Below are 15571 nucleotides of genomic sequence, written 5' to 3'. Positions count from 1 at the left end.
TCGACCGGTCTCAGGCCCTGTTCGATCACTCGACGCACCAGCACCTGTCGACTGTGAACGGTGAGTCGCGCATTCTTATGCGTGTTCATCCGGGTCGCTCCTTAGGTCTGACGGATTTCTGCACCCATCAGCTTCAAGGACTGCGGCTCGGATGAACAATCTACTGAGAGGTCACACCTAGAGCGCGTCGTCACGAGATAGAACCTCGCACCCGCGGCCAAGTGGCGACAAGATGAGGCATCGTGAGCCTGGGGTGGCTTAGCCACGTGAGCGCGCGATAACGCCGGATTGGCGTGGCCCTTCGGGCGCTCTATCTCGTGATGACACGCCTTGATCGAGCCGGGCCGTCCCCGGGCATCGTGCCATTCCGGGGGGCAAATCCTGCGCCTGCTGCTGCCGATGCGAAGCCCGACAAAGAAAGGCCCCGCCGTGATCCGGCGGGGCCTTGTCGATTCGCGGCCGGGCTTGATGCCCGCGCGGCGTGATCAGCCCTTGTTGTAGGCTTCGATCGACTTGTTGATCTCGGCCTTGGCCTTATCGGCGCCTTCCCAGCCGGAGATCTTGGACCACTTGCCGTCTTCGTGATCCTTGTAGTGCTCGAAGAAGTGGGCGATCTTGTTCTTCAGGCGCTCGTCGACGTCGTCCAGATCACGCACGTCCTTGTAGTAGCCGGTGCTGATCTTGTCGGTCGGCACGGCCAGGATCTTGGCATCCAGACCGGATTCGTCTTCCGTGCCCAGCACCGCGACGGGGCGGCACTTGATGACCGCGCCGGGCACGATCGGCTCGGGCGTGAGCACGAGCACGTCGACCGGGTCGCCATCGTCGTACAGCGTGTTCGGTACGAAACCGTAGTTGGCCGGGTAATGCATCGACACGTTCATGAAACGGTCGACCATCAGGCAGTTGGTGTCCTTGTCGACTTCGTACTTGACCGACGAGGCGCCCTCGATGATCTCGATGATGACGTTGATTTCCTCGGGGGCCTTGTCGCCCGGAGTCAGTGCTTCATAGCCCATGGCTTGTCCTTTCTGGATCAGTGACAGTGGATGAATGGCAACTGCGCGCAGTCTACTGCCTGTTTTCTAGACCTTGAAACCGTCGGACAGTTTCTTGTCCACGGCTGCAAGCTTGAGTTTCGCGTATTTCGGCAGGCCATCGACGTAGGGCGGATAGCTCTCACCGGCGATCAGCGGGCCGAGATAACGCCGTGCCTTGTCGGTGATATGGAAGCCGTCCTCGCTGATGAAATCGGCCGGCATCATCTTCTCGACATTGGCCACATCGGCCAGCGGCGCCTCGCCGATCGTCCATTCGTAGGGCGCATCGTTCTGCCGATCGATGGTCACCATGATGCCGGAGCGACCCTGAACCGCGTATTCGACGGCGGCCCGGCCCACGGCATAGGCCTGTTCGACATCGGTGGCCGAGGCGATGTGGCGCGCGGCCCGCATGAGATAGTCCGCAATCGCGTAGTGGTATTTGTAGCCGAGTCCGGATTTGATGATCTCGGCGAGCTTCGGGGCCACGCCGCCCAGTTGGACATGACCGAAGGCATCGGCCTCGCGGCCGTCGCCGCGCATGAACGATTCGCCGATTTCGACGCCCTCGGAGGCGACGATGGCACAGAAACCGTATTGCTTGACGGTTTCATCGACGCGTGCCAGAAACTTCTCGCGGTCAAAGGCGATTTCGGGGAACAGCAGAATATGCGGCGCATCGCCTTCGTTCTCGGCCGCGAGCCCGCCGGCGGCGGCGGTCCAGCCTGCGTGACGGCCCATCACCTCGAGGATGAACACCTTGGTAGAGGTCTTGCACATGCTGTGCAAGTCGTAACCGGCCTCGCGGATGGATACGGCCGTGTACTTGGCCACGCTGCCGAAGCCCGGTGAGCAATCGGTATGGGGCAGGTCATTGTCCATCGTCTTCGGGATATGGATGGCCTGGATCGGGTAGCCCATCTCTTCGGAGATATGGCTGATCTTTTCGCAGGTATCGGCCGAGTCGCCGCCGCCGTTGTAGAAGAAATAGCCGATGTCGTGTGCCTTGAAGACCTCGACCAGGCGTTCGTATTCGGCACGGTTATCGGTCAGCCCCTTGAGCTTGTAGCGTGCCGAGCCGAAGGCCCCGGCCGGGGTGTATCGCAGCGCCGCGATGTCTTCGGCGGATTCGAGCCCGGTATCGATCAGATCCTCGTTGAGCGCGCCGACAATGCCGTCGCGCCCGGCATAGACCGTGCCGATCGTGTCGCTGTGCGCGCGGGCGGCTTCGATGACGCCGGCGGCCGAGGCGTTGATAACGGCCGTTACGCCGCCGCTTTGTGCATAGAAGGCGTTTTTCTTCGTCATCCGGAAATATTCCTCGATGGAGCCGGCCCGTATCGACAAGCGCGGCGGTGTGCGGCAATCAATGCGGTGGGCAAGGATACGTGAGCGTATCTTCTTCGCACAATTGACTTGCGGCGGGCGCGCCAGTAACTTCGTCGGTCGCTCGCGTTTGGGCGGATCCAACGGCGCGTGCAATCAAGAATCTTTTGATACCAAGGTCTTCTGGCGGGAATGTCATGCTGAAAATCGTTCTGCTGGGCGCGCCCGGCTCGGGCAAGGGAACGCAAAGCGCCAAGTTGGTCGAGCGCTATGGTGTACCACAGGTATCGACCGGCGATCTGTTGCGCCATGCGGTCGCCGAGCGTACCGAGCTGGGTCTGAAGGCCAAGGCGGCCATGGATGCCGGGGAACTCGTCTCCGACGATATCGTGGTCGGCATGATGCGCGAGCGTCTTACCCAGCCCGATGCCGAAAACGGGTTCATCCTCGATGGTTTCCCGCGCAGTGCCTCGCAGGCCGAAGCGCTGGATGAGATGTTGACCGAGCTGAACCGCCCGCTGCAGGCGGTCGTGCATCTGAAGGTCGACAACGAGGAGATCGTGGGTCGTCTCATGGCGCGTGGGCGTTCCGATGACAACGAAGAGACGATCCGCAACCGGCTCGGCGTGTTCGAGGATCAGACGGCACCACTGGTCGCCCACTATCAGGCACAGGGTCTGCTCAAGCAGGTACACGGCCAGGGCGACGTGGAAGAGATCTTCGCGCGTATCGAGGCGGCACTGGCCGACGTCTCGTAAAACCGGGCCTCACTGGCCCGCAACGGCCGCTCAGTTCTGCTGAGCGGCTGCCACGGCCCGCTGCACGGTTTCGCCGGCGATCGTCCGCCGCCAGCCCTGCAGCAGCCGTAGATCCCGTCGTCCGGCCACGAGCCGCGCGATCTCCGCACGGCTGGATAGCGTCGGCGCCGGCACGTCGCTCTGCCGAGCGGCGTCCTCGAGTGCCTGCATGCCGGCCTTGATCTGGCGTTTGGTGGCAGCATCCGGCGGCCCGGCATCCGGATCGAGCACGACGGGGTTGCGCGCCAGGCCGCGGGCCACCGCGGCCAGCAGTGCCTCGCCGTGTCGGGCCAGTGTCTTTTCCGGCAATGCCGGGGTATCGGCCAGCGTCAGGTCGTCGGTCGGTGCGGTTTCGGCAAGTGCGATGATCGCATCATCGGCCAGTATCCAGCGACGCGGCCGATCGGCCGTCAGCGCTTCGTGCTCGCGCCAGGATGCGAGCTCGGCCAGAATTTGCTGGGCGGCCGGGGAAAGACGCGGCCAGGCCTTGATGCGCCGCCAGGCACCGTCGATTTCGGGCGCGAATCGATCCGGCACGGTCAGGCGCTCGGCATCCTCCATCGCCCAGGCCAATCGGTCACGCCGTGCCAGCTCGTCGACGATGAGCCGATAGGCCACGCTCAGATAGCGGACATCGTCCGCGGCGTAGGCCATCGCCCCCTCGGGTAGCGGGCGCTGACGCCAATCGGTGCGCGTGTGGGCCTTGGACAGTTTCACATCGAGCAGGGCGTCGACCATGCGGGCATAGCCCATCTGGTCATCGAGGCCGGCGAGCGGGCCGGCCAGCTGCGTGTCGAACACGGGGCCGGGCATCGTGCCGAAGGTATGCAGCAATACTTCGAGATCCTGCTCGGCCGAGTGAAAGACCTTGGTCACGGTCGTGTCGGTGAGCAGCGTGCCGAGCGGTGTCAGATCGTCAATCGCCAACACATCGATGACGCCAGCCCGCTCCGTGTCGGCGATCTGCACGAGACACAGCTGTGGATGATAAGTGCGCTCGCGCAGGAATTCCGTGTCGATCGCGATCCAGTCGCGCTGTGCCATGTCCGAGACGAAAGTCGCGAGCGTCGTGGCATCGTCGATGGTAAGGACGTGGGCGGGTGGCTTCGGTATCATCGAGGGTCGCGATTTTCGCTCGGAATCCATAGGGACCTGCCTTGACGATGGTATTTGCTCGCCGACTTGTCGACCTGGTGCTGTTTCGCCGCGGTCCGCAGGACCTGCCCGGTGACCAGTCGACGCTCATCGCGAGCGCGGTCGCCTATTGTATCGCTCAGTTCGTGCAGATCGTGATGGTGGCTGCGAACGCCGGCCCGGCGTTGTTCCAGGCGCTGTTGGCTTCGATCCTGCTGGGGCTTTATGCCGCGCTGGTGCTGCGGCTCCGGCGCCTGCCCAACCGGTTCAACCAGACGGCCACGGCGCTGTTCGGGGCCGGCACGATCATCACCTTGCTGATGCTCGCCCCCACGCACGGCCTGGCGAGCTATATCGAGAGCCTGCGGGCTGCCAGCGCCAGCGCCGCCAGCGACGTGGCCACGCCGTCGCCGCTGGCGGCGTTGGCTTATGTCGCGCTCGGCATCTGGGGGCTGGCGGTCTACAGCCATATCTATCGACATGCACTCGAGGTGCCGATCGCAGCCGGCGTCGCAGTCACGATCGGGTTCGAGATCGCCGTGCTGCTCGTCTTCTCCGTGCTCGGTTGACCACACCGCGGAGCATTCGCTCGCTTCGACATTCGCTACCAAGGACTTTTCGCCCATGCACGTGCATATTCTGGGCATCGGCGGTACTTTCATGGCGGGGGTGGCCATGCTGGCCCGGGCAGCCGGCCACACCGTGACCGGTTCCGATACCGGCTTGTATCCGCCGATGAGTACGCAGCTCGCCGAGGCCGGCATCGAGGTCATGGACGGCTATGCGGCGTCGCATCTCAAGCCGGCGCCGGATCAGGTCGTCATCGGCAATGCGATGTCCCGCGGCAATCCGGCCGTCGAATACGCGCTCGATGCCGGCCTGACCTACGTCTCCGGCCCGCAATGGCTGGCCGAGAACGTCCTGGCCGGGCGCCATGTCATCGCGGTGGCCGGCACCCACGGCAAGACCACGACAACGAGTATGCTGGCGCACATCCTGCGTGAGACCGGTCATGCGCCGGGGTTCCTCGTCGGCGGTATCGCAGCGGATCTGGGGGTGTCGGCCGCGCTCGGCGAGGGCGAGGCTTTCGTCGTCGAGGCCGACGAATACGACACCGCGTTCTTCGACAAGCGCTCGAAATTCGTTCACTACCGGCCGCGCACGCTGATTCTGAACAACCTCGAGTTCGATCACGCCGACATCTTTATCGATCTGGCCGCCATCCAGCGCCAGTTCCATCATCTGCTGCGAACCGTACCCGGCACCGGCTGCATCGTGCACAACGCGCAGGAGCCGGCGCTGGATGAGGTCATCGCCATGGGCTGCTGGAGTCCGACCGTGTCCTTCAACGAGGCAGCCGGCTGGCATGCGCTCGCCGATACGCCGGACTGGCAGCGACTGCACATCCATCACGGTTCGCATGCCATCGGCGCGCTCGATTGGTCCCAGCGCGGTGCCCATAATGCCGCCAATGCCTGTGCCGCGATCGCGGCGGCCGCGCATGTCGGCGTGGCGCCGGAGGCTGCCATCACCGCGCTATCCGGATTCTCCGGGGTCAAGCGTCGGCTCGAATTACGCGGCCGGCCGGGCGATATCGCGCTTTACGACGATTTTGCCCATCATCCAACCGCCATCCGCACGACGCTGGCCGGACTGGCGCCGACACCGGCCGATCACGGGCGTCTGCTGGTCGTTTTCGAACCGCGCTCGAACACGATGCGGGCCGGTGTGCACGAGGCGACGCTGGCCGATAGTTTCGCCCAGGCCGACCGGGTGTTCGCCTACGACCATGCGCTGGCCTGGGATCTGTCTGCGGTGCTCGGTTCGCTGGGGAATCGACTGGTGGCGCGTTCGAGTGTGGACAGCCTTGTCGAGGCCGTGGCGGCCGAGGCGCGCCCGGGAGATACCGTGGTCGTGATGAGCAACGGCGGTTTCGAGGGCATTCACGACAAGCTGCTGGCTCGGCTGGCGGTCTGAGCGACTGACAGGATGCGCGCCACCGGGCGGGCAGTCGCGATGGGCCTCCACCGGAGGCTTCGGCCACGTTGAGACGAAAAAAAGGCCGCTGAAGCGGCCTTGAGTGACTGCCGAGGCAGCCGGTTCTTGTTGTTTTTAATTCGTCGTATCGGGCCGGCTACGCCGAGGCACGAGGGGGGGACCGGGGGAGGCCGGCCCGACCGACGAAACAGGGGACGATCCGGCGGATCGCCACTGACTAAATTCGCACTGACCGGACCACGTTGCCGAGGCACGAGGGGGGGACCGGGGGAACAATGATCCGGCCAGGCGAAACCTTGGGCAGCGCGCTAATTGTTGTCGCGCGACTGCATGAATGCGATGTATTCCTTCTCCGTGACTTGTCCGTCGTGGTCGGTATCCATGGCATCGAATTGCTGTGCCCAGAGCGTGTTCTCCACCTCGGCACGCGACAGCTTGCCGTTACTGTCGGCGTCCATCGTGGCCCAGGCGGCCGGCACATGCGGCACGTCCGAATCAGCCATCGAGACAGCCGAAACCGAGCAAGCCAGCAGTGTCATGAGTACAGCGCCAAACGATCTGGACATCACCAATCGAAATGCAATACCAACCAATCTGTGAGTCGATTCAGCAAGCCCTGTGCCAGGACTGATAAAGCTATTTAAATCAATGGCTTGCTGGGCAATTTGGTGGTTCGGTGGACAGGGCGGTGACGGCATGCCCGGCAGATCGCCGAAAACCGTCGTCAGATGGCGACAGCGCTGGGGCCGTTATCGCCTTTAACGCGCTCATACGGGCATTCCGGGGTGTCGCCGATTGGCGACGGTGTGCGCGATGGGGCTGTTTCCGCTGTCGTTTGGCGGCAACAGATCAGTCGCTGCGCTTGTATCGGGCCGGGTCGAGTGCGTGCCGTGAGAGCAGTTTGTAGAACTCGGTGCGATTGCGCTGGGCGAGTCGTGCCGCGCGCGAGACATTGCCGTCGGTGACACGCAACAGTTGGACGAGATAGTCGCGCACGAACTCGTCGCGTGCTTCGGCCAATGGTCGGATCAACCGGGTGGCCGCTTCCGGATCGCCGTGCTGGGCCAGTGCCTTGTCCACGGCGTGACGATTGATCACGGCGCCGCGGGTCAGGGCGACGTTGTGCTCGACGACGTTGGACAACTGACGGATGTTGCCGGGCCAGTCGTATGCGGCCAGCCGTTCGAGGGCATCGGGCGCATAAACCTTGGTGGCGGTGTTGTTGGCGCGAGAGGCCCGTTCGAGGAAATGTCGTGCCAACGGGGCGATGTCTTCGGGACGCTCGGCGAGCCGCGGCAAGGTGAGCGTGACCACGGCCAGCCGGTAATACAGATCCTCGCGGAACCGACCGTCGGCGATGGCCTGCTCCAGATCGCGATGGGTTGCCGAGAGCACGCGCACGTCGATCGGGATCGGCTGCTGGCCGCCGACCGGTCGAACCTCGCGCTCCTGAAGCACGCGCAGCAGCTTGACCTGAAGCGCGAGCGGCATGTCGCCGATCTCGTCGAGGAACACCGTGCCGCCGGCCGCGCCGCGCAGCAGCCCCTGTTGCGCCTGTTTGGCGTCGGTGAAGGCCCCTTTCTCGTGACCGAACAGTTCCGATTCCAGTAACTGTTCCGGCATCGCGCCGCAGTTGATCGCCACGAACGGGGCGCCGCGACGTGCGCTTGCCTCGTGCATGACGCGCGCGATGACTTCCTTGCCGGTACCGGATTCGCCCGCGATGAGCACGCTGGTATCAGTGGCGGCGACCAGCCGGGCTTCGTCGAGCCGCTCGATCATGCACGGCGCGCGCGTGATGATGCGTGCCTGCCAGGTCTGGGCCCATTCACCGCGGCTCGGACCGGCCTGGGACAGGGCCTGGGTGACACGGTCGAGCAGTTCGGTCTTGTCGATCGGCTTGGCCAGAAAATCGAGTGCGCCGGCGCGAGTCGCGGCCACGGCTTCGGGGATCGTGCCGTGGGCGGTGATCAGGATCACCGGTAGATCCGGATGCTCGGCTGCCAGCCGTTCAAGCAGACCCATGCCGTCCATGCCGTCCATGCGCAGATCGCTGATCACACACTCGATCGGCAGCGTGGCCACCGCATCGAGCGCCTCGGCTGCACTGCCGACATCACTGACCGTGTGCCCGGCGCCTTCCAGACGGAGCGTGAGCAGGCGTCGCAGGCTCGGATCGTCGTCGACAAGCAGCAGATGGCCGGTACGCATGCCTGTGCTCATGGGCTGTCGCCGTTATCGTCGATTCGCTGCTCGATGTCGGACAGCGCCTCAAGCTTCGTTCGGGCCTCGCCGAGCTGCGACTCAAGAGTCCGGATCCGGTCGGCATCCGCATCGGTATGCTGCGTGGCCAGGGTGAGCCAGCGCGCCATATCGCCCAGATACTGCCGGGCGTTGTCGTCCCACGGGTTGGGTGCGGCATTGAGCGCCAGCCGTGCATAACGGGCGGCTTCATCCGGGGTATAGAGCCGCTGGTGAGGCGCGGCCAGGGCCAGCGCCAGATGGGCGTACGTCGTCGCGCCCGGTGCTTTGCGGACCTGTTGGCGGGCGTCGTCGACGGCGGTTTCGCGGCCGGCCGGTGTGGTATCCGACAGCCGGCGGGCATAGCGCAGCAAATCGAGCGTCGGCGCCGGCCTGGCGGTTGCGGTCTGAACCGGTGGTTGCGGCGCGGGCGCCAGGTGTGCACAGCCGCCAAGGCCGGCGACGATGACAAGCGCAAGCGCGGTGTTTCCGATGACGGTGATCGACACGCTGTCAGTGCGTGACATGATAATGCGGAATACGGACATGAAATATGCTGGCGAACGACTGACTGCTGATGACACGGGCATCGCCACCATGGGCCCGTGCGCAGTCGCGAACGACGGACAGGCCGATGCCGGTGCCCGACACGCCGCGGGCCTCGGGCGGCGTATTCTGGCCGCACGCGAAGGCATCGAAGATGCGTTCCCGATCCGCGGGGGCCACGCCCGGGCCGTCGTCGCCGACGTAGAGATGCGTTGCTTCGGCATCGTGTTCGATGGCGACGTGGACGAGACCGTGCGGCGCGGCGTATTTCACGGCGTTGGCCAGTAGATTGTCCACGATCAGCTGCATGCGGTCGAGATCGGCAGTGATCTCGGCGGGCGCTGCGGGGCGGTCGACCCGGAGTTCCCGGGCCCGGATGGTGAGTTGGTGACGGGCGACCAGTCGTTCGATCAGGGCGGTCAGGTCAAAGCGTGAGACCTCCAGGCGTGCGTTCTGCTCGCGCCAGGCGGCGAAATTGAGCAGATTTTCAATCAGCCCGACCAGCTCCACGCTGTTGCGCCCGATGATCCCGGCGACTTCATGCTGGGCATTCGTGAGCGTGCCCATCGAGCCATCGGTCAGTAGGTCGGCGCCTTCGCGGATCGAGGCCAGCGGGGTCTTGAGCTCGTGCGACATGTGACGCAGGAACTGCTGTTTCTCCTGCTCCTGTGCGGCCAGCCGCCAGCGCATCCAGTCGAGTCGGTCGCCCAGCTGGTCGAGCTCGGCGACCGGGGCGACCACGCGGACCGGATCGGAGAGCTCGCCGGCCCCCAGGCGATTGATGGCATCGAGGATCTGTCGCAGCGGCCGGGTGATGACATAGGTCAGCGCCAGGCCGAGGACAATCACGACCGGAATCAGGGCGAATACACAGGCCATGAGAAAGCGGCGCGCCGAGGCGGCCGTGGCCTGCAGCAGGTCAAGCTCGTCACGCACGAAAGCCGTGCCGCGATCGCCGATACGCTCGGTGGCGTGCCGGACGTCGCCGAGCGCGGCGATGACGTCGTCGGTGGCGGTTTCACTACGGCCGATTTGATCGGACAGATGGCCGACGCGCTGGTCCAGCGCATGCAATCGCGATGGTTTCAGTGTGGCCAGATCCAGGCCGGCCAGGGCGTCGAGCTGTTCTCGATAGCGCGCCGCCTGATCGTGAAAACGCGCGAGCACGTCGGATGAGCCCAGCACGCGATACTGTCGCGCGCTGCGCTCCATGCCGACCAGCAGACTGGTCAAGCGCTTGGAGTCGCGCGTGACCGCCACGCCCTGCATGACCAGGCGTTCGCTCTGGGTATGGAGGCTGTCGACGTAGAACACGCTCGCGGCAATGGCCACGATCAGCGGTGCGGACACCAGCACGAAACCCGCGATCACCAGTCCGGTGATCGAGCGTGGCCGTATCCACAGACCGGCCGAACCGCGGCGCCGGGCATCGGCGCTGCTCGGGGCGATGACGCTGGACATGTCGGCAATATACGCCTGCCTGTCGGTCGGTGCATTGCTCCGTGTCGCTCAGGCGGCTATTTTGGCCGCTTTCGTGGCAACCCCGACGGGCGATGGCTGACGACGATGCATTCTCTGCCGGCTGGCGCGACCTGCCCGGCGAATCCGATCTGCGCGAGGCGCTGGCCGATATGCTGGCCCGTGCCCGGGGACTTGGCGCCGATGCGGCCGAGGCCAGTGTCAGTGCGTCTCGGGCGCTGTCGGTCTCGGTGCGCAATCAACAGCGCGAGTCGATCGATTTCGAGGGCGACCGAGGCGCCTCGATCACCGTGTATCGCGGTGGGGCGACCGGTTCGGCGACGACCACCGATCTCAGCGCGGACGGACTGCGGGCGGCGCTCGGCCAGGCCGATACGATCGCCCGTTTCACCGAGACCGATGCGTATGCGGGGCTGGCGGATCCGGCGCTGATGGCCACGGATTGGCCGGCGCTCGATCTGTTTCATCCCTGGCCGCTGCGACCGGACGAGGCCGAGGCGCGGGCGCTGCGTATCGAGACCGCGGCCCTTGCCGCCGATACGCGCATCGGCCAGACCGAGGGCGCGACGGTGGCCACCGAGGACGCGATTTCGGCCTATGCCAACACCCACGGCTTCGTGGGGGTGGAAACAGCGAGTCGGCATGCTGCCTCGTGCACGGCCATCGCCCGGGCCGCGGGTGGCAGCATGCAACGTGAGATCGCCTTCTCGCAGGCCCGTGATGCGGCCGAACTCGACACCCCCGAGCAGATCGGCGGGCTGGCCGCGCAACGCGCGCTCGCCCGGCTCGACGCCGGGCGAGCGCCGACCGGTACGGCACCGGTGCTGTTCACGCCGCGTGTCGCCCGCAGTCTATGGAGCCATCTGTTCGGCGCGGTGAGTGGCGGCTCGCTGTATCGCAATGCCAGTTTTCTGAAGGATCGGATCGACACCTCGATCGCGGCACCCACGCTGGGTATCACGCTGTACCCGCATCGCCGGCGGGGTCTGGCCAGTGCCGGTTTCGATGCCGACGGCGTGGCCACGCGGCAGCGCACGCTCGTGTCCGACGGCCGGCTGAGCGGTTATCTGCTGTCGGCCTATTCGGCCCGGCGTCTCGGCCTTCAGACGACCGGCAACGCCGGCGGCGTCTTCAATGCCGATATCGCCCCCGGCACCGCCGATTTCGAGACGCTGGTGGCCGGTATGGGCACGGGCCTGGTGGTGACCGAGTTGATGGGCCAGGGCGTCAATCTGGTCAACGGCGACTACTCGCGCGGCGCCGCAGGCTGGTGGGTCGAGAACGGCCGCCTTGCCCACCCGGTCGAAAACGCCACGATCGCCGGTAATCTCGCGGATATGCTCATGGCGATCGAGGCGTTCGGCAATGACGTCGAGTATCAATCCGCGCTGCGCACGCCGTCGGTGCTCATCGGCGGCATGACGATCGCCGGCGGCGACTGATCGACGGGGACGATCGCCGGCCGGACAGCGCGCCGGCGATCAGTGCGTGAGAAAGATCGTGCCGAGCCCGAGGAACGCGGCGAAGCCGATGACGTCTGTGAACGTGGTCAGGACGACCGATCCGGCAAGCGCTGGATCGATGCCCATGCGTTTCATGGCCAGCGGAATGGCCACGCCGGTCACGGCCGCATTGAGATGGTTGATGATCAGGGCTGCGGCCATCACGGCGCCGAGCGTGGCATTGTCAAACCACAGGATCGCAATACCGCCGACCACTGCGCCCCACAGCAGGCCGTTGATCAGGGCGACGGCGATCTCTTTCATCAACAACGCACGTGCGTTGCCGAAACCGATCTGGCCCAGCGACAGGCCGCGGATCATCAGAGTCAGGGTCTGGGTGCCGCCGATGCCCCCCATGCTCGCCACGATCGGCATCAGCACGGCCAGGGCGACCACTTGCGACAGGGCGCCCTCGAACAGGTTGACCACCTGCGAGGCCACGAAGGCCGTCATCAGATTGGCGCCGAGCCAGATCGCGCGGCGACGCGCGCTGCGCGGGATGGGCGCGAAGACATCCTCTTCCTCGTCGAGCCCGGCCAGGCTCATGATGCGATGCTCGGCCTCGTCGCGGATCACATCGACCACGTCATCGATCGTGATGCGGCCGAGCAGGACGCCGTCGGCGTTGACGACCGGCGCCGAAATCAGATCGAGATCCTGAAAACGCTTGGCGACCTGGGCGGCCGGCATATCCACCGCCAGCGCATCGATGTCCGTATCCATGACCTCGGAGACATCGCGCTCGGGATCGAGCGTGACCAGCTTGGACAGGGGCAGCAGACCGATGTAGCGGCCCTGGCGACTGATCACGAACAGCGTTTCGGTATCCTCGGGCAGCCGTCCCTGCCAGCGCAGGAAACGCGCGACCACGGCCAGCGAGACATCCGGGCGGACCGTGACCGTGTCGTTGTTCATCAACCCGCCCGCCGAGGCCGGGTCATAGGCGAGCACGGCCTTGAGACGCTCCCGGTTGTCCGCGTCCATGGCGCGCAGCATGTCGCGCGTGACCGGGTCGGGCAGATCCTCGATCAGATCCGCCAGATCGTCGATCGCCAATCCTTCGGTGGCCGCCAGCAGCGTGTCGTGTTCAAGAGTGTCGACGAGCTCGGCGCGCACCTCGCCGTTGACGTGGAGGAGCGTTTCGCCGTGATCGTCGTCGGGAATCAGGCGCCAGACGGTTTCGCGCTTGTCGCGCGGTATCGACTCCAGCAGCAGCGCGGTTTCGGCCGGGTGCATGGCCGCGAGCATCGGTTTCAGGCGCCGCGTGCGCCCGGTTTCGAAGGCTTCGTCCAGCGAGGCGAGTCGGGTATCCAGCGTGTCTTTGTCGACGTCGGTTTCGCTCATGACGAACCAGGCAGCGAGGGGTCTCTAAAGCTAGCCGACGCAGCGCTCTTTTTTAAGACACGCGCGGCAATTTACCGCTGTGCGCCGACCAACGGCGTGGCCGTCGGCCGGCTTTCGCGTCAGGCCAGGGTTTCCCGGCCCAGGGTGTCGAGCGCTTCGCGGTAGGCGCCGGCGTCGGTGAGCGAGAGGATCTCGCCGGCGCGCTGGCGCAGACGGGCGACGTCCGCGCCCATCACCGCGCGCTTGACCTCGAGCACGCTGGCCGGGTGCATCGAGAATTCCGTCAGCCCGAGTCCCAGCAGCAGCGGGGTATAGCGCTTGTCGGATGCCATTTCCCCGCACATCGAAACACTGATGCCGGCCGCGCGTCCGGCATCGATTGTCATGCGGATGAGATTGAGCACGGCCGGATGCAGCGGGTCGTAGAGATAATTGATCTCGTCGTCGATACGGTCGATGGCCAGCGTGTACTGGATGAGATCATTGGTGCCCAGCGAGAAGAAATCGCAGTAGTGGGCAAGCGTCGGTGCCGCGAGCGCTGCCGCCGGCACCTCGATCATCGCGCCTACCGCGAGATCTCGATCGCGGGGCAGGCCCTCGGCGTCGAGCTCGGCGGCGACCTCGGCGATCAGGTGCCGCGCCTGTCGCATTTCGCCGACCGTGGAGATCATCGGCAGCATGATGCGCATCGGCCCCTCGGCCGAGGCCCGCAGCAGCGCCCGGAGCTGAGTGCGGAACAGGCCGGTCTCTTTCAGACACAGCCGGATCGCCCGCAGTCCGAGCGCCGGGTTGGTCGCGATCTTGGTCGTCCGGCCGATCTGCTTGTCGGCACCGGCATCCAGGGTTCGAATGGTGATCGGCCCGGCCACCGTGCCCAGAACCTGTCGATACGCGGCCAGTTGTTCCTCCTCGCTCGGCGAATCCTCGCGATTCATGAACAGGAACTCGGTGCGATAGAGCCCTACGCCCTCGGCGCCGACCTGGGCGGCCTCGTCGGTATCGGCCGGCAGCTCCACGTTGGCCAGCATGGTCACCCGGACCCCGTCGGCGGAGACCGCCGGCTCGTCGCGCAAGACGGCGAGCATGCGTTGATAGCGGGCGTTGGCAGCCTGGCGGTGTCGAAAGAACGCCAGCGCCCCGTCGTCCGGGCCGGCGATGAGATGGCCGGCTTCGCCGTCGACGATCACGGTCTCGTCGTCGGACAGGATCCGGCGCACCGCACGCACGCCGACCAGGGCCGGAATGCGCAGACTGCGCGCCAGGATCGCGGTATGCGACAGCGGGCCGCCGTGTTCGGTGACCAAGCCCGCCACCCCCTGCTGATGCAGGAGGATGATATCGGCCGGCGCGAGTTCATCGGCGACGATCACCGGTGCGTGCGTGTCCGTGGCAGGGTCGCCCCCGGCACGAACCGGGTGCTCCTGCTTGAGGAGCACGCGCTGCAGGCGCGCGGTCACGTGCACGATGTCGTCGCGACGGGTGCGCAGATAGCTGTCGTCCATCTGATCGAAGACATCGATCAGATCCTCCGATTGCAGCTTGAGCGCCCATTCGGCGTTGCACCGATCCTCCCGGATACGGGCGGCCACCGTATCGATCAGGGCGGTATCGTCCATCATCAGCAGATGGGTCTCGATGAACGCGCCGATCTCGGCGGGCGCGTTGGCCGGAATCTGTTCCCGGACCGAGGCGAGCTGGGCACGCGCGTCGATCGCGGCCTGGGTGAAGCGTGCGATCTCGTCATCGACCGCGTCCGCGCCAATGCGATATTCGGGAATGTCGATATCCGCGCCGTGCATCCGGTGCACCGGGCCGATGGCCACGCCGCGCGAGATGCCGATGCCGGAGAGCCAGAGACTCATGGTGGCCGCCGGGCCGTCCTACTGGGCTTCGCCGAAGCGATCGGCGACCAGGGCCTCGATCGCATCCAGCGCTTCTTCGGCATCGTCGCCCTCGGCCGTGACCGCGATCGCCGAGCCGCGGGCCGCGGCCAGCATCATCACGCCCATGATGGATTTGCCCGAGACCTCGCGGGCATCCTTGGTGACCGTGATGCGGGCGTCGTAGCGTGATGCCACGGTCACGAACTTGCTCGCCGCACGCGCATGCAGACCGAGTTTGTTGACGATGGGCAATTCGCGAGTGGGCATCCGGATCTCTCTCC

At 65.6% G+C, this 15571-nt stretch carries 15 protein-coding genes; 4 read left to right on the top strand and 11 right to left on the bottom strand.

All coding sequences use genetic code 11. From position 1 onward, the window contains the following. The 3 genes from D3260_RS12845 to D3260_RS12835 all read right to left on the bottom strand — a co-directional run. Positions 1 to 89, bottom strand: an 89-nt coding sequence (locus D3260_RS12845; protein WP_147418170.1) for a leucine zipper domain-containing protein, incomplete at its 3' end; no start/stop codon positions are given. A 396-nt stretch (positions 90 to 485) separates the two neighbouring features. Beyond that, a complete protein-coding gene (gene ppa / locus D3260_RS12840; protein WP_120098997.1) occupies positions 486 to 1019 on the bottom strand; it encodes an inorganic diphosphatase in 534 nt (177 codons plus the stop codon). Positions 1020 to 1085: 66 nt separating this feature from the next. Beyond that, complete coding sequence (locus D3260_RS12835; protein ID WP_120099012.1) at positions 1086 to 2348, bottom strand: 6-phosphofructokinase; 1263 nt, start codon at positions 2346 to 2348, stop codon at positions 1086 to 1088. Positions 2349 to 2563: 215 nt separating this feature from the next. Here D3260_RS12835 and D3260_RS12830 point away from each other — a divergent pair, with 215 nt between their 5' ends. After that, on the top strand, positions 2564 to 3124 hold the full coding sequence (locus D3260_RS12830) for an adenylate kinase (RefSeq protein ID WP_233544067.1): 561 nt from the start codon (positions 2564 to 2566) through the stop codon (positions 3122 to 3124). 30 nt (positions 3125 to 3154) lie between these two features. On the opposite strand, the gene rnd is transcribed toward D3260_RS12830, so the two are convergent. Continuing rightward, on the bottom strand, positions 3155 to 4279 hold the full coding sequence (gene rnd / locus D3260_RS12825) for a ribonuclease D (protein WP_158583532.1): 1125 nt from the start codon (positions 4277 to 4279) through the stop codon (positions 3155 to 3157). Between the two features lie 41 nt (positions 4280 to 4320). Here rnd and D3260_RS12820 point away from each other — a divergent pair, with 41 nt between their 5' ends. After that, positions 4321 to 4866, top strand: a complete 546-nt coding sequence (locus tag D3260_RS12820) for a hypothetical protein (protein WP_147418194.1) — start codon at positions 4321 to 4323, stop codon at positions 4864 to 4866. 55 nt (positions 4867 to 4921) lie between these two features. Beyond that, on the top strand, positions 4922 to 6274 hold the full coding sequence (gene mpl / locus D3260_RS12815; protein WP_120098994.1) for a UDP-N-acetylmuramate:L-alanyl-gamma-D-glutamyl-meso-diaminopimelate ligase: 1353 nt from the start codon (positions 4922 to 4924) through the stop codon (positions 6272 to 6274). A gap of 329 nt (positions 6275 to 6603) precedes the next feature. On the opposite strand, the gene D3260_RS17530 is transcribed toward mpl, so the two are convergent. The 4 genes from D3260_RS17530 to D3260_RS12795 form a co-directional block, all read right to left on the bottom strand. Further along, positions 6604 to 6798 carry an EF-hand domain-containing protein gene (locus tag D3260_RS17530; RefSeq protein WP_158583531.1) on the bottom strand — a complete coding sequence of 65 codons (195 nt, stop codon included), beginning with the start codon at positions 6796 to 6798 and terminating at the stop codon, positions 6604 to 6606. A gap of 346 nt (positions 6799 to 7144) precedes the next feature. Beyond that, entirely contained in the window at positions 7145 to 8518 is a 1374-nt protein-coding gene (locus D3260_RS12805) for a sigma-54 dependent transcriptional regulator (RefSeq protein ID WP_233544066.1), read from the bottom strand. Continuing rightward, a complete protein-coding gene (locus D3260_RS12800; RefSeq protein ID WP_120098991.1) occupies positions 8515 to 9063 on the bottom strand; it encodes a hypothetical protein in 549 nt (182 codons plus the stop codon). Before D3260_RS12800 ends, D3260_RS12805 begins: the two co-directional genes overlap by 4 nt. Then, positions 9050 to 10543, bottom strand: a complete 1494-nt coding sequence (locus D3260_RS12795) for an ATP-binding protein (protein WP_120098990.1) — start codon at positions 10541 to 10543, stop codon at positions 9050 to 9052. The genes D3260_RS12800 and D3260_RS12795 overlap by 14 nt, the downstream gene beginning before the upstream one ends. A gap of 170 nt (positions 10544 to 10713) precedes the next feature. Here D3260_RS12795 and D3260_RS12790 point away from each other — a divergent pair, with 170 nt between their 5' ends. After that, positions 10714 to 12003, top strand: a complete 1290-nt coding sequence (locus D3260_RS12790; RefSeq protein WP_370456303.1) for a metallopeptidase TldD-related protein — start codon at positions 10714 to 10716, stop codon at positions 12001 to 12003. Positions 12004 to 12042: 39 nt separating this feature from the next. Here the strand turns inward: D3260_RS12790 and mgtE are convergent, their stop codons facing one another. The 3 genes from mgtE to D3260_RS12775 form a co-directional block, all read right to left on the bottom strand. After that, on the bottom strand, positions 12043 to 13407 hold the full coding sequence (gene mgtE / locus D3260_RS12785) for a magnesium transporter (RefSeq protein WP_120098988.1): 1365 nt from the start codon (positions 13405 to 13407) through the stop codon (positions 12043 to 12045). Between the two features lie 119 nt (positions 13408 to 13526). Next, complete coding sequence (gene ptsP, locus D3260_RS12780; protein WP_120098987.1) at positions 13527 to 15269, bottom strand: phosphoenolpyruvate--protein phosphotransferase; 1743 nt, start codon at positions 15267 to 15269, stop codon at positions 13527 to 13529. A gap of 18 nt (positions 15270 to 15287) precedes the next feature. Beyond that, positions 15288 to 15557: an HPr family phosphocarrier protein gene (locus D3260_RS12775; protein WP_120098986.1), complete on the bottom strand. Its 270-nt coding sequence runs from the start codon at positions 15555 to 15557 to the stop codon at positions 15288 to 15290. Positions 15558 to 15571 lie beyond the last annotated feature (14 nt).

The sequence above is a fragment of the Salinisphaera sp. Q1T1-3 genome (assembly GCF_003602005.1).
GTDB lineage: Bacteria > Pseudomonadota > Gammaproteobacteria > Nevskiales > Salinisphaeraceae > Salinisphaera.
Note: the sequence above shows the minus strand (reverse complement) of the source record. Positions and strands in the feature narration are given on the sequence as shown.